Here is a 22,338-nt window from a genome sequence, read left to right as displayed (position 1 = left end):
CACAACCCGTGCACCGCCTTTTCAAAACGGCCAAAAAGATCAGGTGTTACAGTTGCGCACGGTACTCGTTAACCAAAAAGAAAGGGCGCACCCGACGGCACGCCCTTTAGATCAGATTGATTCGAAACTTAGCCCTTCATCGAATCCCAAAAGCCTTTGACCGACTTAAAGAAGCTCTTGCTCTCGGGATTGTTGTCTTCTGACAGCGCTTCAAACTCTTTGAGCAGCTCTTTTTGCTTGCTCGTCAAGTTGACGGGAGTCTCAACAGCCAGCTCTATGAACATATCACCCGAACCGCCACCGCGCAGTGCAGGCATGCCCTTGGCGCGCAGACGCATCTGCCGACCAGACTGAGAGCCTGATGGGATTTTGACACGCGAGCGGCCCCCATCAATTGTGGGCACTTCAATATCACCGCCAAGCGCGGCTGCCGCCATGCTCACGGGAACGCGACAGAAGAGATTGACCCCTTCCCGCTCGAATATCTTATGTGCTTCGACTTCTATGAAAATATAGAGATCGCCCGTTGGTCCGCCACGCATCCCGGCTTCGCCTTCGCCTGCGAGGCGAATGCGCGTACCTGTCTCAACACCCGCGGGGATATTGACAGCAAGAGAGCGGTCTTTCTCGACGCGGCCTTGGCCATGACATTTTCCACAAGGGTTCTTGATGGTCTGACCGAGGCCTGAACAGGTCGGGCACGTGCGCTCGACCGTGAAGAAACCCTGCTGGGCACGAACCTTACCCATGCCTGAACAGGTCGGGCACGTTGTGGGCTCGGCACCGCCTTCGGCACCTGTTCCGCTGCAGCCATCGCAAGCGACAGATGTTGGCACATTGATGGTTTTTTGTAAGCCAGAGAACGCATCTTCAAGGGAGACGCGCAGATTGTAGCGTAAGTCTGCACCGCGCGCAGCGCGCTGACGCCCACCGCCGCGCTGACCACCCATGAAGTCTCCAAAGAGATCATCAAAGACATCAGAGAAAGCAGAAGAGAAGTCACCCTGCTGGCCGCCGTATCCGCCGCCCTGACGCCCACCGCCCATACCGCCTTCAAAGGCCGCATGACCATAACGGTCGTAGGCCGCCTTTTTGTCGGCGTCCTTCAAGACTTCGTAAGCCTCGCCCGCTTCTTTGAACTGAGCTTCCAAGTCTGGATCATCAGTGTTGCGGTCTGGATGAAGCTCTTTCGCTTTGGTGCGATAGGCTTTTTTAATTTCATCCGCCGAGGCACCTTTTGAGATGCCCAGCACTTCATAATAATCGCGTTTAGCCATGGGTCATTACCCTTTCTGGAAACGGCGAAGGCCGACCCGGCGCGCGGACCGGCCCTTACCAAGCTTCCTAAGGCGCTTAGCTGCGCTTTTCGTCGCCAAGGTCTTCGAAGTCAGCATCGACGATATCATCGTCAATTCCGCCCTCGTCGGCAGCGTTAGGCATATCATCGCCCGCCTCTGCCTGTGCCTTGTAGATCGCTTCGCCCAGCTTCATGGCTGACTCTGTGACGTTCTGGATACCAGCCTTAAGCTTGTCTGCGGTGATGTCCTCTTTTTCGAGATCATCGCGCAGAGCAGCAATAGACAGTTCGATAACTTCGACTGTGGTTGGATCAACCTTGTCGGAGTGCTCTTCCACTGACTTTTCTGTCGAGTGAATGAGGCTCTCGGCTTGGTTGCGCGCTTCCACAAGCTCGCGACGGTCCTTATCGGCTTCGGCGTTCTCTTCGGCGTCCTTCACCATTTTCTCGATGTCGGCGTCTGAGAGGCCGCCCGAGGCTTGAATGGTGATTTTCTGCTCTTTGCCTGTACCTTTGTCAGCCGCACCAACCGAAACGATACCGTTGGCGTCGATGTCAAATGTAACTTCGATCTGCGGCAGGCCACGAGGAGCTGGCGGAATGTTCTCAAGGTTGAACTGACCGAGCATCTTGTTGTCAGATGCCATTTCACGCTCACCTTGGAAAACACGAATGGTCACTGCATTTTGGTTGTCTTCTGCTGTTGAGAAGATTTGCGACTTCTTCGTCGGGATCGTTGTGTTGCGGTCGATCAGACGGGTGAAAACACCACCGAGCGTTTCAATGCCGAGCGAGAGAGGTGTTACGTCAAGCAAAACAACGTCTTTGACGTCGCCCTGAAGAACGCCCGCCTGAATGGCCGCGCCCATGGCAACAACTTCATCAGGGTTCACGCCTTTGTGGGGCTCTTTACCGAAGAATTTTGTGACTTCTTCGATGACCTTTGGCATACGCGTCATACCACCAACGAGAACGACTTCGTCGATATCGCTTGTTGAGAGGCCCGCATCTTTAAGCGCCGCGGCACAAGGCTTCAGCGAGTTTTTGATCAGGTCAGAGACGAGGCTTTCAAGTTTTGCACGCGTCAGCTTCATAACCATGTGCAACGGCGAGCCGTCTTTGCCCATCGAGATGAAGGGCTGGTTGATCTCGGTTTGTGACGAGCTGGACAGCTCGATCTTGGCTTTTTCAGCGGCTTCTTTGAGACGCTGGAGGGCCATTTTGTCTTTGGTCAGGTCAACACCGTTTTCCTTTTGGAACTGGTCCGCAAGGTAAGCAACGATGCGCATGTCAAAGTCTTCACCGCCGAGGAATGTGTCGCCGTTGGTGGACTTAACTTCAAAGAGGCCATCGTCGATTTCGAGGATGGTCACGTCAAATGTACCGCCACCAAGGTCATAGACCGCGATGGTTTGGGTTTCTTTTTTGTCGAGGCCATAGGCCAGCGCAGCCGCTGTTGGCTCATTGATGATGCGCAGGACTTCGAGACCAGCGATTTTGCCGGCGTCTTTTGTCGCTTGGCGCTGAGCATCGTTGAAGTAAGCTGGAACGGTGATAACCGCCTGCTTCACTTCTTCGCCAAGATAGCTCTCAGCTGTTTCCTTCATTTTGCCAAGGATGAAGGCAGAGATCTGGCTGGGCGAATACTTCTCGCCGCGCGCTTCGATCCACGCGTCGCCATTGCCGCCATTCACAACATTGAAGGGCATGTGCTTTTTGTCTTTTGCGAGGTCCGCATCATCAAATCGGCGGCCGATGAGACGCTTGACGCCGAAGACGGTGTTTTCTGGGTTGGTCACAGCTTGGCGCTTTGCGGACTGGCCGACGAGGCGCTCGTCTTCTGTGAAAGCAACGATCGACGGCGTTGTGCGCGCGCCTTCGGAGTTTTCGATCACGCGGGCAGCAGAGCCGTCCATGATGGCGATACATGAGTTTGTTGTGCCGAGGTCAATACCAATGACTTTTGACATTTTTCGATCCCTTCTACGTTAAGGCGATGTTGCGAGGTCAGACCCGTTACGGCATCTGCCCCCGATATGTTAGCTTGAACAGGGGGGATCCTGATCAAACGCTTCGGAGGGTATATAAGGAGCGCAAAATGCCCCTGCAAGCGCCGAGACGGTGAAGAATCAGCAAATTTGGGAGCTTTTAGCCCAGAAAGATGGAAGCGTGGTAAATCTGGCTCATAAGATCGACCTGAATGGGGCTTTATTCTATAGCGAAGCGCTTACTCGCCGCGCGCAGGAAAGCTTGCTCGACGATATCCGACAAATTGCGCGCGCGGCGCCGCTCTATGCGCCAGAAACACCGCGAGGGCAAAAAATGAGCGTCAGGATGACCGCCGCGGGTAAGTTTGGATGGATCACTGACAGGCGGGGCTACCGCTATGAAGGGCGTCATCCGCGCGGAACGGCTTGGCCCGACATTCCCGAGAGCCTGCTGACAATCTGGAAGGCCATCGCGCCAGACGCGCGGACGCCCGAATGTGCGCTGATCAATTTTTACGGCGAGGGGGCTCGCATGGGGCTGCATCAGGACAAGGATGAAGCAGACTTTGGCCAGCCAGTTGTCTCTGTTAGCCTTGGGGACGAGGGACTGTTTCGTATTAGTGGTATTGAACGGGGCGGCAAGACAGCATCACAATGGTTACGCTCTGGAGATATCCTTTTGCTCAGCGGCGCAGCGCGGCTCGCGCATCATGGTGTTGACAAGATCCGCTTTGGCTCAAGTACGCTTTTGCCTGGTGGCGGGCGGATCAATGTGACGATGCGGGTTGTGCTCTAGCGACGTGCGCTCCAAGAGATAATGGCGTGGCGGCGGGTATAGAACTCACCCATGAGACCAACCATGATCAGGACAAGCCCGATCACAAAAGCGTACTCCCAATGCGTGTAGCGCGGATTGTAATTGATGAAAGCAAAACCGCGCGACTGATCAATGATGTGAAAGAGCGGGTTCCAGTCAAACATCGCGAGCATGTAGCCGGGCAGCGTATTGGCAAAAAACATCTTGCCCGAGGCAATCATATTGGCGCGTTGGTAAATCAGTGTGAAGGCCGCGACGAAACCTGGGAACCACGGCTTAATCGCGAGAAGCACCATCCCGACGGCACATCCTGTGAACCAGGCAAGCAATAGCATACCCATTGCCGCGATGGGGCGATCAATCGTGAAAGATTGAACCGCCATGTAATAACCAAAGAGAATAACGAATGCCGAAAGGATCTGTAGATAAAGTGACGACAGCGCAGAGGAGGCAATCGAAACAATCGTGTTCATCGGGGCATGGAGCATCATTGGCGAGGACGGACCCGCAGAGCCAGAGACTGCCCCAACGGCCTTAACATGGGTCATGTAAAGGAAGATGCCTGTCATGATGTAAACGAGGAAGTCGCCACGCAAAGCAGCACCGCGCAATCCAAGAAGCGAGAACATGACGTAAAACGCCAGCACCATAATCGCCATTTGCATAAGGTTTGTCACAAGCGACATAATCGCATTGCCGTGCGAAGAGCGAATGGAATGAACCACCGAATGATAGATCAACTCAAAGATAATGAGGGCCGATGTGATCGTCGACCTACGCCGCCTTACCTGAAACATCTACTCGCTACCCTGACTTACGCGGTTTGTTTTACGCGCCAATTCTTGCCGAACCGTTACACACATACCATAAAGGGCCTGAGCGGCCTAAGCAACAAAACCGTGATCTGAGGCATAAAGAGTGAAGGACTGAAGCAAATGGACTACGAAAAGCTGACCCACGTGATGCGCGAGCTTGCGCTTGTTGCGGGTGACAAGATTATGGAAATCTATGGTCGTGACGACTTTGAGGTAAAGTCAAAGTCTGATGACAGCCCAGTCACAGAGGCCGACGAAGCGGCAGATGCTATTATCTCAGCGGGTCTGCGCTCTGCTTTTCCTGATGTGCTTTTGATCACTGAAGAACAGGCGGCAACACACGACATGCAGGCTGACACCTTTCTAATTGTTGATCCCTTGGACGGAACCAAGGAATTTGTACATCGCCGAGGCGATTTTACTGTGAATATCGCTTATGTAGAAAATGGTGTGCCGACTCGTGGAGTTGTTTATGCGCCCGCAAAAGAGCGGATGTTTTATACGCTTGCAGACGGCAGCGCTGTGGAAGAAGACGGGCCGTTTGACAAGACACATGCGGGCACCACACGGGCGATCCGCGTGGCCGAGAGCGACAATGCGGCCCTTATGGTTGTTGCGTCAAAGTCGCATCGCGATCAGGCAACGGACGACTACATCAACAAATACGCCGTTCAGGACAGCAAGAGCGCGGGCTCAAGCCTGAAGTTTTGTCTTGTGGCGACGGGCGAGGCCGACATTTACCCGCGCGTTGGCCGCACGATGGAGTGGGACACGGCTGCAGGCCACGCTGTGCTTCATGGTGCAGGTGGCAAAGTCGTTGTTTTTGCGACACATGACCCGCTTGTCTACGGCAAGGAAGGCTATGCGAACCCGTTCTTCATAGCATACTCGCCTGCTGTAGACCTGAAAACTCCCTGATATGTCAGCGCCTTCCGTCAGCGTTGTGATTGTAAGCCATGGTCGGCCCGAGAGCCTTTTGTGGTGTCTTTCGGCGCTGGCGGGCGTAGCATATCAGCCCTTTGAGATCGTTGTTGTCGCCGATCTGGCCGCCTGTGCTTATGTCGGCGAAAGCCCTTACGCAGGGCGTATCAAGCTTGTGGCCTTTGAAGAGCCTAATATTGCCGCCGCGCGCAACAAAGGTGTGGCCGAGGCCGCAGGCGAGATCATTGCGTTTATTGATGATGATGCAGCGGCTGAACCCTTATGGCTGCATCATCTGGCGTCAGGATTTAAACTGCCTGAAGTGATGTGCACGGGCGGGTATGTGCGTGGGCGCAACGGAATTTCGTTTCAGTGGACCGCTCGGCAAGTGGACAGCGCTGGGCGGACGGAGACGCTTGCCGCCGAAAACCGCAATTCGTTTATCCCCAAAACAAAGACTGGTTTTGCTGTGAAGACCGAGGGCACGAACATGGCTGTGCGCCGTAATGTTCTCGTAGCGCTCGGCGGGTTTGACGAAGGGTTCCACTTTTATCTGGATGAAACCGATCTCAACTTGCGGATCGGGGGAACGCACCACAAGACCGCGCTATGCCCCAGCGCTGAAGTGCACCACGCCTACAAGGCCAGCACACGACGCAAGGCCGACAGGACGGTAACAGACTTGTTTGATGTAGGAGCAAGCACTGTACTCTTGCTGCGCAAGCACGGACAACCGCTTGAACCACGATGTTCTGAGATGGTTGAGGAACAGGTGGAACGGCTGACTGACCAAGTGAGCCGCGACCTTATGAGCGAGAGCGAGGCGGCGGGCGTTATGCAGAGCCTTGAGGCCGGATTTGAGGCGGGAGCGCTACGGGCTTTTGGGCAATATCCGGATACATTGCACCATCCGTCTGATTTCAAGCCTTTTCTGCCAGATCGCAGTGGCGGCGTGACTGTAGCTGGGCGCTTTTGGCAAGGCAAAAAGCTTCGTAAAGAGGCGGCACAACTTGCAACACAGGGGGCGAATGTCTCGCTCTATCTCTTCTCGTGGAACACCCGTTTTCACCATGTTCGCTATGATTTGGCAGGCTACTGGGAGCAAAGCGGCGGGCTATTTGGTAAGGCAGCACGCGATGAACCGCTGTTTCAGCTCAACCGGCTGCGATCCCGTGTCAGGCGTGAACAGGAGCGTGTCAGGCTGGCCCGCGGCTGAACTTTAAATGTTAACAAATTCGCCACATTATGGAAAAAATGGGCTTATTATTTCTTTTTTAAAAACCAAGCTATACATCTTGTCATGATTTTGTGTCATGGTTCGGCCTAATGGCGCGCACCAAAAGACGCGCAGTATATTGAAGAGTTGGGGCCATGAAGAAAAAATTACAAAAGCTATTTTTCCTGTCGCAGGACTGGGGACGCGTTTTCTCCCTGCTACAAAGTCTGTTCCCAAGGAAATTATGACCTTGGTGGACCGACCGCTTATCCAATATGCAATTGATGAAGCGCGCGCCGCTGGGATCAAAGAATTTATCTTTGTCACCTCGCGAGGCAAAGGCGCGCTTGAAGATTATTTCGATGAAGCCCCACAGCTTGAGCAAACGCTACGCAAAAAGGGTAAAGACGAACTTCTCGAAATTTTGCAATCCACAAACATGGAAAGTGGCGCGATTGCCTATATCCGCCAGCACAAGGCACTTGGTCTTGGTCATGCGGTATGGTGTGCGCGCCGACTTATCTCTAACGAACCTTTTGCTGTAATCCTGCCAGACGATGTTATCGCGGCAGAAAAGCCTTGCTTGCAGCAAATGGTAGAAGCTTATGAAGAGAACCCCGGGTGTATGGTCGCGGCAATGGAAGTGCCACAGTCGCAAACAAGCGCTTACGGTATTCTGGATGTGGCCGAAGATATGGGCGCACGTGTGAGCGTGAAAGGCATGGTTGAAAAGCCTGACGTCGATAAGGCTCCATCCAACCTTGCTGTCATTGGCCGCTATATCCTGACTCCAGATGTTCTGAGAAATCTCAACAAAAAGAAATCGGGCGCGGGCGGAGAAATCCAACTGACCGACGGGATCGCCGATGAAATTCAAGAAGGTCGCCCCGTCTATGGCTATCGCTTTCAGGGTCAACGGTTTGACTGCGGGTCTAAATCAGGCTTTCTTCAGGCGACCGTGTCTTTTGGGCTCGACCGCCCAGAGCTACGCGACGATTTGATGGGATACCTGCAGCATGTGGTGAACGACACCCGAAAAGCGGCAGAATAACAGCCGAGGTGCACTTTGGATAACGTACTTGTCACAGGTGGCGCGGGCTATATTGGCTCGCACGCCTGCAAAGCTTTGAGGGCGGCTGGTTTCAACCCAGTTACATTTGACAGCCTCGTTACAGGCTGGGAAGACGCTGTGAAGTTTGGTCCGTTTGAGCGCGGTGACCTCTTGGATCGTGCACGGCTTGATGAAGTATTTGCCGCTTATCGGCCTGTTGCCGTGATGCATTTTGCAGCGCTAAGCCAAGTGGGCGAGAGCATGCAAATCCCGGGGAAATACTGGCTCAACAACGCTGGAGGCTCTCTTAACCTGATCGAGGCCGCAGCAGCAGCGGGCTGTAAGCGGTTTGTCTTTAGCTCAACCTGTGCCACATACGGCGACCAAGACAATGTTGTCCTCAATGAGCAGAGCGCGCAGCTACCCATCAACGCCTATGGCGCGAGCAAGCGCGCGATTGAGGATATGTTGAGCGACTTTGGCGCCAGTGACGGGATCGAGAGTGTTATTTTTCGCTACTTTAATGTGGCAGGGGCGGACCCAGAGGGCGACGTGGGCGAGTACCACCAACCTGAGACCCACCTTATCCCGCTGATCCTTGATGCAATTGACGGGAAGCGCGCGGCGCTGACGATCTTTGGGACAGATTATGACACGCCAGACGGAACCTGCATACGCGACTATGTGCATGTCTGCGATCTGGTCGATGCACATGTTTTGGGCCTGAAGTGGCTTGCCGAGGGCAAAGGAAGCCGCGTGTTCAACCTTGGCACTGGCGCAGGCTTTTCCGTGCGTGAGGTTATGGATCGCGCGGCTGAAGTCACTGGCAAGCCTGTGCCTTGCACCGAAGGGCCGCGACGCGCGGGGGACTGCACCAAGCTTGTTTCTGGTTCAAAGCGCGCGGAAGAAGAACTTGGCTGGCGCCCCCAGCGCTCGAACCTCGAAGAAATGGTGGCTGATGCGTGGATGTGGCATCAGAGCGGGCATTATGAAAAGTGAGCGGCCCTCGGCACGGCTTTTGGACATGTCGCGGCTTCTCAGCCGCGCAGGACGTGTCTTAACGGGCGTTGACAGAGTAGAGCGCGCTTACCTTGACGCGCTGATTGCTAGCAATGTCCCTGCTTTCGGGTTGATCAGCACACCACTCGGCTTTTTGCTGTTGGATGAAAGCGGGATGCAAAAACTCGCTGCCAAGATTGACGGTGATGTATCTTGGGGTCCTGCGAGCCGCTTGGCTAAAGTCTTTTCCAAATTACCACCAGAGCTTCAACGTGCTTTGACAGATGCCCGAAAACTCGCTGTTGCGCGGTGCACACGACGCGGCTTGGGACGGATGCTCAAGCGGCACTTGCCTGACAGAACGGCCTATTTCAATACAGGCCATAGCAACCTGACCGACTATGTCACGATGGGCGTAAAAGCGCTGCGCGGTGGCAAAATTATCGTCTTTGTGCATGACACAATTCCACTGGACCTCCCACATTTTCAGCGTGATGGATCAGTGGAACGCTTTAAGCTTTTCTTGGCGCGTGTTTCAGCAAAAGCGGACCTTGTGATCTATAATTCGCGCGCCACACAAACGGCGGCGGAGTCACAACTGGCCAAGATCGGGCGTGTGCCACAAGGCATGGTTGCGCATCTTGGGGTGGACATGGCGAAGCCAGACAAGACCGCGCTTCCAAAAGGACTACCCTTTGAGGAGCCCTATTTTCTTTGTGTTGGCACGATTGAGCCACGCAAAAACCATCTCTTGTTGATCGATGTCTGGGAACAGATGGAAAAACAGATTCCGCCCCAAGACATGCCACAACTTCTGATCTGTGGGCAAAGGGGCTGGAAGAACGACGAATGTTTCTTCCGCTTAGAGAATTCACGGCTAAAGGGACGATTTATCCATGAACTTTCTGGACTGAGTGACGGGGCAATTTCTGCCCTGCTGGATGAGGCTGCTGGAATTGTCTTCCCCAGCCTTGCGGAGGGCTACGGGCTTCCTGTTTTGGAAGCGGCGGCGCGGGGTGTTCCTGTAATTTGCACCGAGCTGCCTGTTTATAGGGAGCTTCTTGGGGATATTCCCGTTTACACAAGTGTGAATGACAGCTATTTTTGGGTCAGAAGAGTATTGTCGTTGGCTGAGAGCAGGCGGACAGAACAAAGGCCTAAAAAAGAAGCCTTCACTCCGCCGACATGGGATGCGCATTTCAACCTCGTCTTAAGTGAGACGTGAGAGAGTGACCCCAAGTTACGTTTTTAACCAGTGAGGTGAGGTAGCAGTTGGGCTTGGTCCAGACATATCGCTTAAGGTTGCAGCGCCGACGTTGGCGTATTCGCGCGTTTCGTAAACGCCGCGAGCTTAGAGCGATGTCAGACCGAAGCGCGCAAGTGAAGCAGGATGCTATTCTTTGTTTCACCACGATGCGCAACGAAAAGATCCGGCTGCCTTATTTTCTCAAATATTATCGTGACCAAGGTGTTGATCACTTCTTCATTGTCGATAATGACAGCGGCGATGGCTCGCTGGAATATTTGATGGAGCAGCCTGATGTTTCTGTCTGGCACACCGACAAAAGTTATAAACGTTCGCGCTTTGGCGTAGATTGGCTTAACTGGCTCCAAATGAAACATGCGCATGGGCATTGGGCGCTTGTTGTCGATCCAGATGAGTTTCTGGTCTATCCATTCTGTGACACACGGCCCATCAGAGCGCTGACCGATTGGCTTGATGCGAGCTCAATTAAGAGCTTTAGCGCCATGCTTCTGGATATGTATCCGAAGGGGCGCATCGATGCGCAGCCTTACCGAGAGGGGCAAAATCCACTTGAGATTACCAGCTGGTTTGACGCTGGGAACTACATGATCAACAAGAACAAGAAGTTCGGCAACCTATGGATACAAGGCGGCCCACGCGCGCGGACATTCTTTAAGGACAAGCCAGAGAAAGCCCCAGCGCTCAACAAAATCCCGCTGGTAAAGTGGGACCGAAAATATGCCTATGTCAGCTCGACCCATATGTTGCTGCCACGCGGCTTGAACCTTGTTTATGATGAGTGGGGCGGGGAGAAGGCCAGTGGCGTGCTGCTGCACACAAAATTCCTCGACACCTTCACTCAGAAGGCCGCCGAAGAGCTTGAACGGCGGCAGCATTACTCCGCAAGCGTAGAATACCGCGCCTATGCCGAAAGCCTGAAGGACAACCCAGACCTTTGGTGCAAGTGGAGCGAAAAGTACATCAACTGGCGGCAGCTTGAAATTCTTGGCCTTATGTCAAAAGGGAACTGGGCATGAGCGGCGTTGGCATCATCATGCTGGTGCACACGGCCTTTGAGCGGGCCGAACAGGTTGCACGGCATTGGAACGCCTCGGGCTGCCCTGTTGTCATTCAGGTAGATGAAGCCGTTTCCCGCAAGGCCTTCGCCACCTTTAAGACAAAACTGTCAGACCTGCAGGATATACGCTTTTCCAGCCGTCATCGCTGTGAGTGGGGCACTTGGGGTATTGTCGCGGCAACACAAGAAGCGAGCGAGCAGATGCTGGAGAGCTTTCCAGATGTGCGGCATGTCTATCTTGCTAGCGGCTCCTGTCTTCCTTTGCGCCCTGTGGAAGAGCTGATTGACTATCTGGCTGAGCGACCCAACACAGACTTCATCGAAAGTGCAACAACTGCCGATGTCCCCTGGACAGTCGGTGGGCTTGACGAAGAACGCTTTACCCTACGGTTTCCCTTCAGCTGGAAACGTCACCGCATTTTGTTTGATGGTTATGTCAAACTTCAGCGGCGGCTCAGGTTTAGCCGCAAGATGCCCAACGGGATCACGCCACATATGGGGAGCCAGTGGTGGTGTCTGACACGTCAGACACTTTCGAGCATTCTGGAAGACCCAGACCGCAAGCTATATGATCGCTATTTTAGGCGAGTCTGGATCCCTGACGAGAGCTATTTTCAGACATTGGCCCGTCAACGTAGCCAAAAGATCGAAAGCCGCTCTTTGACACTTTCGAAGTTTGATTTTCAGGGCAAGCCACATATTTTTTACGACGATCACTTGCAGCTTTTACGCCGCTCCGATTGCTTTGTTGCGCGCAAGATCTGGCCCCATGCGAACCGCTTGTACGAGGTGTTCCTGTCTGTAAAAGACAGCCCCGCAAACCGCACAGAGCCAAACCCTGGCAAAATTGACCGCATTTTTGCCAAAGCAGTCGACCGTCGGACACGCGGGCGGCCCGGACTTTATATGCACAGCCGCTTCCCCAACCATGGCTGGGAAAATGGAACGACCTCAGGGCAGTATTCTGTGCTTCAAGGCTTTTCAGATTTGTTTGAAGAATTTGAGCCCTGGTTTGGCAAGGCAACGGGTGCAAAAGTACACGGGCATCTTTTTGCACCGGACAAGGCGCATTATGCGGGTGAACAAAGCGTCATTAACGGTGCGTTGAGCGATAGCGCAGAGGTACGTGACTACAATCCGCGCGCTTTCCTAACCAGTCTGATATGGAACACGCGCGGAGAACGGCAGTGCTTCCAGTTTGGACCTGCAGATAACCAAGACCTAACATGGCTTATGGCGGCTGATCCAAACGCTCAGATATCTGTGATCAGTGGCGCTTGGGCTGTGCCCCTATTTCGCTCGAACAAAAATTTCAGCGAGCTGCGCACCGAAGCGGCCGAGCTGCAGAAAATCGAAAGTGAATTTTTGGATGTGTTGCGTTCGCCTCATTCCAAGGCGCGGATACGGATCTGGACCATGGCAGACTTCATCGAAAACCCGATGGAGCATTTGCAAACCGTAATCGACGAGATCGGCTTTAAATCACTTCGGCGTTTGGCAGAGGCACCGAAAATGAACGATCTGACGGGATTTGGACAATTTTTGCAGAATCTGAAGAACCAAGGGATGCACCCCTATCTGATGGGAGATTTCCCTGTTGTCGGGAATCCTGTCGGCGTGCAGCAGCCCACCCCGAAACCTTATTTGGTAAAAAAGTAGCGTTATGAGCAAACGGTTTGATTATTTTGTTGTCTTTGCAGAGATGCGAACGGGCTCGAACTTTTTAGAAGCCAATATTAACAGCTTCCCTGCCCTGAGCTGTTTGGGCGAAGCGTTCAATCCACATTTCATCGGCTATCCCAACCGCGAAGATTGCCTTGAGATCAGTGAAGAAGCACGTAACCGCGAGCCTCATGTTTTGATTGAGGCTGTCAAAAATGCGCAAGGCTTGGCTGGATTTCGCTTTTTCCACGACCACGATACACGGGTGTTGAACGACATCTTAAACGATCCGCGCTGCGCCAAGATCATTCTCACGCGCAACCCTGTCGAAAGCTATGTGAGCTGGAAAATCGCGCAGGAAACGGGGCAATGGAAGCTCACCAATGTTGCCAAGCGCAAAGATGCCACGGCCGTCTTTGATGCTAAGGAATTTGGCGCACATCTCGAAGCGCTGCAGGCGTTTCAACTCAGGCTGATGAAGGCGCTTCAGACTACGGGGCAGACGGCGTTTTATGTGGCTTATGAGGACTTGCAAGATGTCGATGTCATGAACGGGCTGGCCGCCTACCTTGAGCAGCCCGATAAACTTGAGCGACTTGACCGTAACCTCAAGCGACAAAACCCAGAGCCGCTGTCAAAGAAAGTCGCAAACTTCGAAGAGATGGAAGCTTGTCTCTCAAAAACAGACCACTTTGGACTGGGACGAACGCCGAATTTTGAGGCGCGGCGCGGTGCGGCTGTGCCAAGCTATGTGGCTTGCGCGAAGGCGCCGCTCTTGTTTTTGCCCGTACGCTCTGCTCCTGAAGACGAGGTATTGCCTTGGATGGCGGGGCTTGACGGAGTGAATGAGACCGAGCGTCAAAGCGGCTTTAGCCAAAAAACACTGCGCCAATGGATGCGGACCAATACAGGCCACCGAAGTTTCAGCGTGGTCCGCCACCCTGCCCCACGCGCGCACCGCGCATTTTGTGAACGGATATTGAACAAGGGCCCGAAGTGCTACTCTGAAATCAGGCGGACATTGCGACGTGTGCACAAACTGCCGATCCCGAAGGACGGCCCAGACGCGAGCTGGAGCCTCGAAGCCCATCGCACGGCCTTCGTTGCGTTTTTAGGGTTTGTCAAAGCCAACCTGTCAGACCAGACCGCTGTGCGCGCTGACGCGGCATGGGGCAGTCAGGCGGGGATATTACAGGGCATGGGTAACTTTGCGCTGCCTGACTTTGTGCTGCGCGAAGATGAACTCGAGGCGTATTTACCGGCGCTTGCTATGCAGGTGGGTGTGGCGCATGAAGCAAGCCTGCCTGCGCCTCAGGAAGACACGCCTTATACACTTGCTCAAATCTATGACGCCGAAATTGAATTGCTCGTCGCTGACGCTTATCAACGCGATTATTTGATTTTTGGCTTCGGAAGCTGGCGTTGATCTTTAAGCGACCAGCTTGCTCACATCTTCGGTAATAATTGTATAAAGTGTGCTGACGTTTTTATTGGAACGCAGCTTGCCACAGCGAGCTCCATCGCGCAGCGCACGAGAAACTTTGGCCAATGCCTTGAGGTGCTCGACACCTGCATCGCTCGGCGCGAAGAGAGCAAATGCCAAATCTACAGGGAGCTTATCGACAGCATCAAAATCAATCGGCTTTTCGAGTACGACAAACACGCCAACGACTTTTTCAAGACCGTCTACGTGGGCGTGGGGCAGCGCGACACCATTTCCAACACCAGTTGGTCCTAGGTTTTCACGCTCTTGAAGGGCCCGAACGGCGACGACAGGGTCTATACCATAGACAGCTCCAGCCGTTTCGCCCAGCTCTTGCAACAGGCGCTTTTTGCTCGAGGCAGAGGATAAAACCCTGACTGCCTCGGGCTTGAGTAAAGAGGACATTTGCATCGTTCGTCTACTGCTCCACAGACGCGATAGAATGCGCCTGTTATTTACCTGGGTCTATCCAACCGATATTGCCATCTTCGCGGCGATACACGACGTTTAGCCCGTCTTTACTCTCGTTACGAAAAATCAGAACAGGAGACCCTGCAAGTTCCATTTGCATAACAGCTTCACCAACGGAGAGCGATGGTATTTTTGTTTCCATCTCTGCGATGATCATAGGCTGAAGCGTTTCGGGCTCCGAATCCTGACTTTCGTGATCAGAGGCGAGGATATACGAGGACGCTCCGAAAAGTTCAACCGGTTCCACTCGATCTTTATGGTGGTCCTTCAGGCGACGCTTATAACGCCTCAGTTGCTTCTCCATTTTCTCACAGCAGCCGTCGAACGCGGCATAAATCTCACTGGCGCTCGCTTTGGCCGATGCCGTGAGACCTGTCGAAAGATGCACAGTGGATTCACAGTTAAACTCATGACCACTTTTGGAGAAAACAACGAGCGCTTCGGTGGGCCGTTCGGCATATTTTGCGACGGCGGCCCCAAGCTCTTCTTTCACATGGGTTTGTAGTGCGTCCCCGATGTCGATTTGCTTTCCGCTGATTTGGTAGCGCATCTTCTCTCCTTTACTTCGTTGAATTGCCCCGCTCCAAGGGCGCTAACGCGCCCAAGGGTGAGACAGTTATCATATTGAAATAGGGATTGTTTTTGGTTTGAACAGAGCCGCTGCAAAAAATGCAGGTCACGCTATTTTGTCCAGTGAGAAAACAAGATCCCATAGCCCATTTGAGGCCCTAGGACGGGGGCTTGTCAACTGAAAGAGCGAATTGTTGCCAAAATTCAGGAGATACGGAAGCTGTCGCCAAGATAGACCCGGCGGACATTCTCGTTTTCCACAACTTCGCTTGGTTTACCCGACATGAGCACGGTTCCATCATGCAAAATATAGGCACGATCCACGATTTCGAGTGTTTCTCGGACATTGTGATCTGTGATCAAGACACCGATTCCACGCGTTTTGAGATCGGCTACAAGGGAGCGGATGTCGTTCACTGAGATCGGATCAACGCCTGCAAAAGGCTCATCAAGTAAAAGATAGGCAGGATCAGCCGCAAGGCAGCGCGCTATTTCTACACGCCGCCGCTCACCGCCAGACAAGGCCATCGCAGGCGCACGACGCAGATGCTCGATAGAAAACTCAGAGAGCAGTTCTTCGAGTTTTTTCGCACGTTCTCGTCTGTCAGGCTCCACCACTTCAAGGACAGCTGCGATATTATCCTCAACGGAAAGCCCTCTAAATATCGACATTTCTTGAGGTAGATAGCCGATCCCAAGCCGCGCGCGGCGGTACATGGGAAGGTCTGTTACATCGATGCCATCGAGCATAACATGGCCGCCTTCGGCCTGCACAAGCCCAGCCACTGCGTAAAATGTCGTCGTTTTGCCTGATCCGTTGGGGCCAAGCAGCGCAACGACTTCGCCACGTTTGAGAGAAAGCGAAACATCACGGATCACTGGACGACGCTTGTAGCTTTTGCGCAGATTGCGCACTTCAAGGCCAGACGTGCCTTCGGCAACAAAAAGATTGGGAGCACTAGTTTTTGACATTGAGCACCGTCTTCACGCGGCCTTCCATCTTGGCTGTGCCTGCGGTTGTATCAACGTGCATTCTATCAGCTGTAATAGCGGTTTGGCCCTGAACAAGAAGAACATTGCCCGAAAGCACAATCATACCAGATGTCACATTATACTCGGCTTGTGCTGCTTCGGCGGCGTCCTCACCACTGACCAGCGTTACACCGCCCGATGCCTTCATCTGCGCGATCTGGGAACGGTCTGAGTTATAGACAATACTCACCGAAGCTGCAGAGAGGCGCATGGCCCCCTGCCCGATCAACACATTGCCCGAGAGCACGGCAGAGCCCGTGTTCTGGTTGATGTCCATGACGTTCGCCGAAACTTCAACTGGGGCGTTTGTGTCTTGCTTGATATTCCCAAAGGCAATGTTTGCGCCTTGGGAGACAGCAGGGCTGGCAAGTGCAGCGCAAAGAGCGCTGACAATGAGAAAACCAAAGCGCACAGATCTATTCCTTTTCTTTCACGGGTGTATACACCAGCTTCACGCCGTTTTTTAGCAAAATATGTGCATCGCTTTCCCCTTCGGGTATCTCAAGCGTCATTTGCCCTGCCGCAACAGTAAAGCCTGGGCCTTCGCCCGTCACAACTCCGATACTGTCAGCACGCAGGTCAAATAAGCTCATGGCGAGTTCATTTGCACGAAAAGTATAGCCTGTGCTTGTCTGAGCAAAAACACTGCCAGACAAAGTCACGATATTTTCCGCAGAGCTATGAAGCGCTTTAACAGCCGATATATCAACGGTTTGGCCAGAAGTGAGCTTAATTTTTGCCGAAACGTCACGCGCCTCCATAAGCGCACTGTCTTTCGCACTCTGACGCGCAAGAGCCGCTCGCAATGAGATCAGATCACCACGCGGCGTTACGCCGAAAACCTCAGGCTGCGATATCTGCTGGCTTTGCGTCCGATCTGCAAGATCGCTTTCTGAAAAAGGGATCGTCGCGATTGGATCAACGCTTTTCGAGAGCAAAAACAGCGTCGACAGCATCGCAAGGGCTAAGATGGGAAGTGTGATCTTTGCCCATGCAACCAGTCTTGTGTGCCTGTCGATCCGGCTTTGCATCTGATCTTCACCCTTTTACGCGTGGGCGAAGATATCTGTTTCTGGCCAACCTTCCAGATCAAGTAAAGCACGCGTGGGTAAGAAGCGGAAACACGCTTGTGCGAGCTCGTCACGGCCTTCGCGGGCTAGCATCACATCAAGCTTGTCCCGCAGCTTGTGCAGATGAAGAACATCGGAGGCCGCATAGTCGATCTGCGCCTTGGTGAGCGTGTCGGCGCCCCAGTCAGAGCTTTGTTGCTGCTTGGAAATATCTTCATTCAGCAGCTCTTGGAGCAGGTTTTTGAGACCATGTCGGTCTGTGTATGTGCGGACAAGGCGGCTTGCGATTTTGGTGCAATAGACCGGCGCTGTTAACGCGCCAAAGGTATTTTGCAGAGCGGCGATGTCAAAACGACCAAAATGGAAAAGCTTGAGAACGTTGGGATCAGTGAGCATAGCGCAAAGATTGGGCGCTTCTGTCTGTCCTTGAGCAACCTGAACAAGATGAGCATGCCCATCACCGGAAGACATCTGCACAACACAAAGCCTGTCACGATGCGGGTGCAAGCCCATAGTTTCACAATCAATCGCAACAATAGGGCCAAGATCAAGGCCATCGGGGAGATCGTTTTTATACAGATGATTTGTCATTTCATTCCTCTAAGTTGCGAAGGAATAGCACCCAGGAGAAAAACTCCACTTTCGCAGCTTCTCATATAATTCTAGGGGCTTACGGAGGGGTCTACAAGACGAAATGGTCACGAAAGCTGTCCTTGCAACCAGCTGAAACCGCTATGCTGAAAAAGCATATCACTTATTCTTGCTATCGGCCCAACAGCTTCGTTTCGATCGCATAAAGAAGGTTCAACCATAAGTTCGCCTTCACATCTTTGAAGACAAAAGGTCTCCGCAATCCCTGAAGTGTCGGGTTAAGCCAATCTTCTGCATACGGAAATACGCCTAAGGCTCGCCCCTTAAGCTTTGCAACTGCTTCATCTGTCATATCGTGGAAAACGGGATTTACTTTGCGGCGTTTTGCTATGATCCGTGCGGCCAGTGATTGCTTTCGATCTCGAAAAAATGGCACTTCAGGGCAGAAAAACATCATAGGGTTTCGCATGATTGGCATTTCACCAAATAGTTCGCGTGCCTTCTTCATGTTTGCAACTTCTGTGTTTTCAAACTTCCAGCCCGCAGCCCTTAAGCGTGGCACGTTGCATACAACCACATCGTAGTAACTTTGAACAACACCGTCTTCGAGTGACTTAGAGCGATACAATTGGTTTTCACCATCCGCGCACAATACTCTTTTGCAGCGTCGCTTTTTTTCGCCCTTCAAGAACATTACAGACAGGAACGCCGCTGTGGGGAGCACTTCAAAGGCTCGATTGATCGCCTCAAGGTCTTCTTGCTCCATTTTGCGTACAATCTGCGTATCGTCTTGCATCAACAGGAGATAGTCTTCCTGCGCTTCATCAAGCGCAGATTGCATGTTTGCATATAAACCTCCGTGCTTGCTATCCAGACCCTTCAAGCGAGCGCCAACCAGATCAGAGTTTTCAAACAGGAAGTTTTTCATTTCGGACTGATCACTGCCATCATCGTAAATACGCACGCGTGCATCTGAGACGTTTCGTTGAACAGAATGAAGCGCATTCTTCAAATAAAACAAACGGTTGTACGAAAAAATTGCTACTTGAATCATATGTTCAGGCTTTCTGAAAATACATGGTCAATAGCTTTGCCAATAGCAGATCCAGGTCACTTGGCATAGCTGGCCAAAAAGTCAGTAAAGCGATTATGGGCCGCGAATTCAGCACTAAAGTTTGCTAAGGTCTTAGCGAAATATTCAACGTTCGTCTGTGCGCCAAGGGCAATGTAATGCCGACCTTCTTCTAATTCGGGGCTTAATGTTTCTGATACAAGGGGCTTTCCGGCGAGATATGCCGACAATAGTCTGGGGTATTCCGTGTATACCCCTGCAGAAAAATGCACATTCAAAACGGCAGAGGCGTTCGCAATTTTCTCGTCCAAAGATGCGCCAAAGATGCCTTCGTTTAGGGTGACATAAGCTTCAGACGCCCCGATAAGCTTTTTCCGTCTGGCATTGACTGTACCGAAGAACACGGATGTTTCATTGCCTTCTACATGCTTGACTGGAGCTGACGGGAATATTTTGGGCCCAAAAACGATCTTGTTTTTCAGCGCTCCTGGCAGCCATCGATATGCTTTTTTGTTATAGATACTCAAATCAAGCATCAGATCACAAATCAGAAGATTAGTAAGCATCCTGAACCATCGTGGCTTTCTCCAGAGAGCTTGGCCTCTTGCATCCAGAAAATGCTCTGTCTGCACACAAATTTTGAAGCCTGCTTTCCTTCTCAAACCTTTGAACCTTTTGTGCGCGCCGATACACACAACAATATCTTTGTCAGGCAAAGCATCTACTGCAATTCCTTTTGCAATGTCTGCAGCAACTTGATCCAAGATTGGATGACAAGAAAGGATGGTCAGGCGATTGATGCTTATATTCATGAGATTCTATTCGTCTTCTTCAGAGAGCGGGTAAAATACAATCGCCTACAGCTTCATGATGGAGTTGCTCTAGCCGCGAATGGCAACCAAAACATCTTGCTCTCGAGCAACAATTTTTAGGCCTGCTGCAGAAATAAGAGCTTCTGCCTCTTCAATTGAAGACCCCAGTTCTGAAAATACCGAAGGATGAGTTTCTAATATAATGCATTTGCACTTTTTCAAAGCATCACCATCTCGTTGCAGCATCTCAAGCTCTGCTCCTTCAATGTCACACACAAGGCTAAAGCATGCCCCTTCCGTGTATTTATCAACAAGAGAAGACATCGTTATCACCGGGACCTCTCGAGCCTCCGAACTAAATTTGTTTGGAGAAACCAATCGTGAACTGTGGTGTCCTGAACCAAGGTCAAATTGCAAGAAGCCACTTTCACTATAACCTAAAGCAGCGCTTAGCAGATATGTGTTTTCTGTGACACCAGCTAGGCTAACGTTATGAGCACATATAGGTATAAGATCAGAGTTAGCCTCAACAATAATTTGCCTAACATCTATGTCAATATGTCTACGAATTATATTGCTAACTATGCCATAAGATCCTCCTAACTCTAAAACCGTAAGATCTTTAGGCAAAAATTTACTGACAAGTAATCTCTCTGGCCATTCATATAACCCTTTTTGTATTGCTCTTCTTGCTACAAGAGAAGCAGACTTGGGAACAAGAAAATTTTGCCCATCTAATACGTAATTATGGCCAAAGACCATGTCTCGCAAATCCTGCTGCCATTTGCGACGAATGTAGTCTAAAGTCTTTATCATGTTGATTTTTAATCCTAGGTCTAAATGTGGCTCAATTTATGCGCTAACCTTTAGCCAAAGTACAAACCCACAGATGTACTTACAAACTGTACACCCTCGAGGCACGAATGAACGCTAAAGATACTGACCAAAGTAATTCAGATAGACGTTACGCATCACCACAGAAAACATCAGCGCTCGCAATTGTATACCACTATTATGAAAAGGATCCCTGCTACAGAGATAACCTTATCTTTTTTTTAGCTACTGCAGTTGACGAAATTTCTGATTATTTCATAATAATATCAGGAGATTGCTCGTTAGATTTGCCAGAGCTAGCCAATGTAACTTACATTTGGACCAAAAATTGGAACAATGACTTTGGTGGATACTGTACGTTTGTAAATGAATATCTAATTCGGCCTTATCAAGCCTTTATATTTGTAAACTCATCTGTGAGAGGCCCCTTTTTGCCTGGCTACGAAAATAGAAGCTGGATAGAAATATTTTTGAAGCCGCTGACAGATAAAGTGCACTTGGTTGGCGCTTCAATCAATACACCAAAACACAGAAACCCTCAGAGCGATACTACTGTAGCGCGACAGAAACGCATGTCAGTTGCTAATCCTCATGTTCAAACAACAGCTTATGCCATGAGCGCTGAAGCAATGCGACACCTCAGAGAAATCGGCTTTTACTCGATAACAGCTAAACTATCCAAAGAAGAGGTCATAACAATCTACGAAATCGGCTTGTCTGACGCTATTTTTCAAAATGGATGGGAAATAGTTGACTTACTTTCAAGCAATGAAAAATTGGATATACTAAATCAGGAAAATGGGCATTCAAACTTTTCTTCCCGGAAGGGTGATCCTCTCTTTGCAAGTGCATACTATGGGCGAACACTGTCACCTACCGAAGCTTTGTTTGTCAAAGTGAACCGCAATATGATTAGCCAGTGCGATCTGGCGTCATATACTTTTTCCAGCTTACTTCGCTCGCAAGAAAAACTGAAAAAATTCCCTGAGGCTCAAAAGTTACTGACAAAAAGTTACGAGACGGCCAAGACCCTATCCCGGCCAAACGCAATTAAGTCTCTAGGATCGAAAATTAACCGCTGGATAAGGCGAAGGCCTTCTAATTAGGTTTGCAAAGATCACCAAATGCATTCAAAGAATGCATCATGCAATTGTTCAATGTGCGCAGAAAAGTGTCAACTAATCTACCCCAGCCCTGAGCAGCCCCACTTGAGTGGTCCAATTTGAAAGTTAGTGCATGATTGGCCTTTGGTCCATCGGGATGATGGCCTCTGGCGCGGGCGGGCGGTAGCCCAATGCACTGTGTGGTCGCTT

General features: G+C 51.6%; 22 protein-coding genes. 10 read left to right on the top strand and 12 right to left on the bottom strand.

Features of this window, described 5'->3' with window-relative positions:
* Positions 1 to 128 precede the first annotated feature (128 nt).
* Both dnaJ and dnaK read right to left on the bottom strand, forming a co-directional pair.
* Complete coding sequence (gene dnaJ / locus P8O11_RS10070) at positions 129 to 1,277, bottom strand: molecular chaperone DnaJ (RefSeq protein ID WP_089893812.1); 1,149 nt, start codon at positions 1,275 to 1,277, stop codon at positions 129 to 131.
* 76 nt (positions 1,278 to 1,353) lie between these two features.
* On the bottom strand, positions 1,354 to 3,267 hold the full coding sequence (gene dnaK, locus P8O11_RS10065; protein WP_089893810.1) for a molecular chaperone DnaK: 1,914 nt from the start codon (positions 3,265 to 3,267) through the stop codon (positions 1,354 to 1,356).
* 208 nt (positions 3,268 to 3,475) lie between these two features.
* On the opposite strand from dnaK, the gene P8O11_RS10060 reads away from it, so the two are divergent.
* Positions 3,476 to 4,081 (top strand): alpha-ketoglutarate-dependent dioxygenase AlkB, encoded by a 606-nt coding sequence (locus tag P8O11_RS10060; protein ID WP_300293969.1) that lies wholly within the window; start codon positions 3,476 to 3,478, stop codon positions 4,079 to 4,081.
* On the opposite strand, the gene P8O11_RS10055 is transcribed toward P8O11_RS10060, so the two are convergent.
* Positions 4,078 to 4,899 (bottom strand): ABC transporter permease, encoded by an 822-nt coding sequence (locus P8O11_RS10055; protein WP_300293967.1) that lies wholly within the window; start codon positions 4,897 to 4,899, stop codon positions 4,078 to 4,080. The two genes, P8O11_RS10060 and P8O11_RS10055, sit on opposite strands and share 4 nt — an antisense overlap.
* A 138-nt stretch (positions 4,900 to 5,037) precedes the next feature.
* Here P8O11_RS10055 and cysQ point away from each other — a divergent pair, with 138 nt between their 5' ends.
* The 8 genes from cysQ (at position 5,038) to P8O11_RS10015 (ending at position 14,516) form a co-directional block, all read left to right on the top strand.
* Positions 5,038 to 5,835 (top strand): 3'(2'),5'-bisphosphate nucleotidase CysQ, encoded by a 798-nt coding sequence (cysQ, locus tag P8O11_RS10050; RefSeq protein ID WP_300293966.1) that lies wholly within the window; start codon positions 5,038 to 5,040, stop codon positions 5,833 to 5,835.
* A gap of 1 nt (position 5,836) precedes the next feature.
* The gene (locus P8O11_RS10045) at positions 5,837 to 7,054 is read left to right on the top strand and encodes a glycosyltransferase family 2 protein (RefSeq protein ID WP_300293965.1); all 1,218 of its coding nucleotides are present in this window, start codon (positions 5,837 to 5,839) and stop codon (positions 7,052 to 7,054) included.
* Between the two features lie 97 nt (positions 7,055 to 7,151).
* Positions 7,152 to 8,105 carry a UTP--glucose-1-phosphate uridylyltransferase GalU gene (gene galU / locus P8O11_RS10040; RefSeq protein ID WP_300293964.1) on the top strand — a complete coding sequence of 318 codons (954 nt, stop codon included), beginning with the start codon at positions 7,152 to 7,154 and terminating at the stop codon, positions 8,103 to 8,105.
* A gap of 15 nt (positions 8,106 to 8,120) precedes the next feature.
* Complete coding sequence (gene galE / locus P8O11_RS10035; RefSeq protein WP_089893794.1) at positions 8,121 to 9,104, top strand: UDP-glucose 4-epimerase GalE; 984 nt, start codon at positions 8,121 to 8,123, stop codon at positions 9,102 to 9,104.
* Complete coding sequence (locus tag P8O11_RS10030) at positions 9,094 to 10,329, top strand: glycosyltransferase family 1 protein (protein ID WP_300293962.1); 1,236 nt, start codon at positions 9,094 to 9,096, stop codon at positions 10,327 to 10,329. Before galE ends, P8O11_RS10030 begins: the two co-directional genes overlap by 11 nt.
* Positions 10,330 to 10,376: 47 nt before the next feature.
* The gene (locus P8O11_RS10025) at positions 10,377 to 11,387 is read left to right on the top strand and encodes a glycosyltransferase family 2 protein (RefSeq protein WP_300293961.1); all 1,011 of its coding nucleotides are present in this window, start codon (positions 10,377 to 10,379) and stop codon (positions 11,385 to 11,387) included.
* A complete protein-coding gene (locus P8O11_RS10020) occupies positions 11,384 to 13,087 on the top strand; it encodes a beta-1,6-N-acetylglucosaminyltransferase (RefSeq protein ID WP_300293960.1) in 1,704 nt (567 codons plus the stop codon). The genes P8O11_RS10025 and P8O11_RS10020 overlap by 4 nt, the downstream gene beginning before the upstream one ends.
* Before the next feature lie 4 nt (positions 13,088 to 13,091).
* Positions 13,092 to 14,516 (top strand): sulfotransferase family 2 domain-containing protein, encoded by a 1,425-nt coding sequence (locus P8O11_RS10015; RefSeq protein WP_300293959.1) that lies wholly within the window; start codon positions 13,092 to 13,094, stop codon positions 14,514 to 14,516.
* A 3-nt stretch (positions 14,517 to 14,519) separates the two neighbouring features.
* On the opposite strand, the gene P8O11_RS10010 is transcribed toward P8O11_RS10015, so the two are convergent.
* The 9 genes from P8O11_RS10010 to P8O11_RS09970 form a co-directional block, all read right to left on the bottom strand.
* Positions 14,520 to 14,984, bottom strand: a complete 465-nt coding sequence (locus P8O11_RS10010; RefSeq protein ID WP_300293958.1) for a PTS sugar transporter subunit IIA — start codon at positions 14,982 to 14,984, stop codon at positions 14,520 to 14,522.
* 40 nt (positions 14,985 to 15,024) lie between these two features.
* Positions 15,025 to 15,594 carry a ribosome-associated translation inhibitor RaiA gene (gene raiA, locus P8O11_RS10005; protein ID WP_273499646.1) on the bottom strand — a complete coding sequence of 190 codons (570 nt, stop codon included), beginning with the start codon at positions 15,592 to 15,594 and terminating at the stop codon, positions 15,025 to 15,027.
* A 224-nt stretch (positions 15,595 to 15,818) separates the two neighbouring features.
* Positions 15,819 to 16,586, bottom strand: coding sequence for an LPS export ABC transporter ATP-binding protein (gene lptB, locus P8O11_RS10000; protein ID WP_300293957.1), 768 nt, complete (start codon positions 16,584 to 16,586; stop codon positions 15,819 to 15,821).
* Positions 16,573 to 17,058 (bottom strand): LptA/OstA family protein, encoded by a 486-nt coding sequence (locus P8O11_RS09995; protein ID WP_300293956.1) that lies wholly within the window; start codon positions 17,056 to 17,058, stop codon positions 16,573 to 16,575. The genes lptB and P8O11_RS09995 overlap by 14 nt, the downstream gene beginning before the upstream one ends.
* Before the next feature lie 4 nt (positions 17,059 to 17,062).
* Positions 17,063 to 17,677, bottom strand: a complete 615-nt coding sequence (gene lptC / locus P8O11_RS09990; protein ID WP_300293955.1) for an LPS export ABC transporter periplasmic protein LptC — start codon at positions 17,675 to 17,677, stop codon at positions 17,063 to 17,065.
* Positions 17,678 to 17,692: 15 nt separating this feature from the next.
* Positions 17,693 to 18,307, bottom strand: coding sequence for a ribonuclease D (locus P8O11_RS09985; RefSeq protein ID WP_284261141.1), 615 nt, complete (start codon positions 18,305 to 18,307; stop codon positions 17,693 to 17,695).
* Between the two features lie 172 nt (positions 18,308 to 18,479).
* A complete protein-coding gene (locus tag P8O11_RS09980; protein ID WP_300293954.1) occupies positions 18,480 to 19,361 on the bottom strand; it encodes a glycosyltransferase family A protein in 882 nt (293 codons plus the stop codon).
* 56 nt (positions 19,362 to 19,417) lie between these two features.
* A complete protein-coding gene (locus P8O11_RS09975; protein ID WP_300293953.1) occupies positions 19,418 to 20,191 on the bottom strand; it encodes a hypothetical protein in 774 nt (257 codons plus the stop codon).
* 69 nt (positions 20,192 to 20,260) lie between these two features.
* Positions 20,261 to 21,007: an FkbM family methyltransferase gene (locus P8O11_RS09970; protein WP_300293952.1), complete on the bottom strand. Its 747-nt coding sequence runs from the start codon at positions 21,005 to 21,007 to the stop codon at positions 20,261 to 20,263.
* 107 nt (positions 21,008 to 21,114) lie between these two features.
* On the opposite strand from P8O11_RS09970, the gene P8O11_RS09965 reads away from it, so the two are divergent.
* The gene (locus P8O11_RS09965; RefSeq protein WP_300293950.1) at positions 21,115 to 22,131 is read left to right on the top strand and encodes a hypothetical protein; all 1,017 of its coding nucleotides are present in this window, start codon (positions 21,115 to 21,117) and stop codon (positions 22,129 to 22,131) included.
* Positions 22,132 to 22,338 lie beyond the last annotated feature (207 nt).

The sequence above is a fragment of the Lentibacter sp. genome (assembly GCF_029254145.1).
Classification (GTDB): domain Bacteria; phylum Pseudomonadota; class Alphaproteobacteria; order Rhodobacterales; family Rhodobacteraceae; genus Lentibacter.
This window is presented reverse-complemented; position numbering and strand designations above follow the sequence as displayed.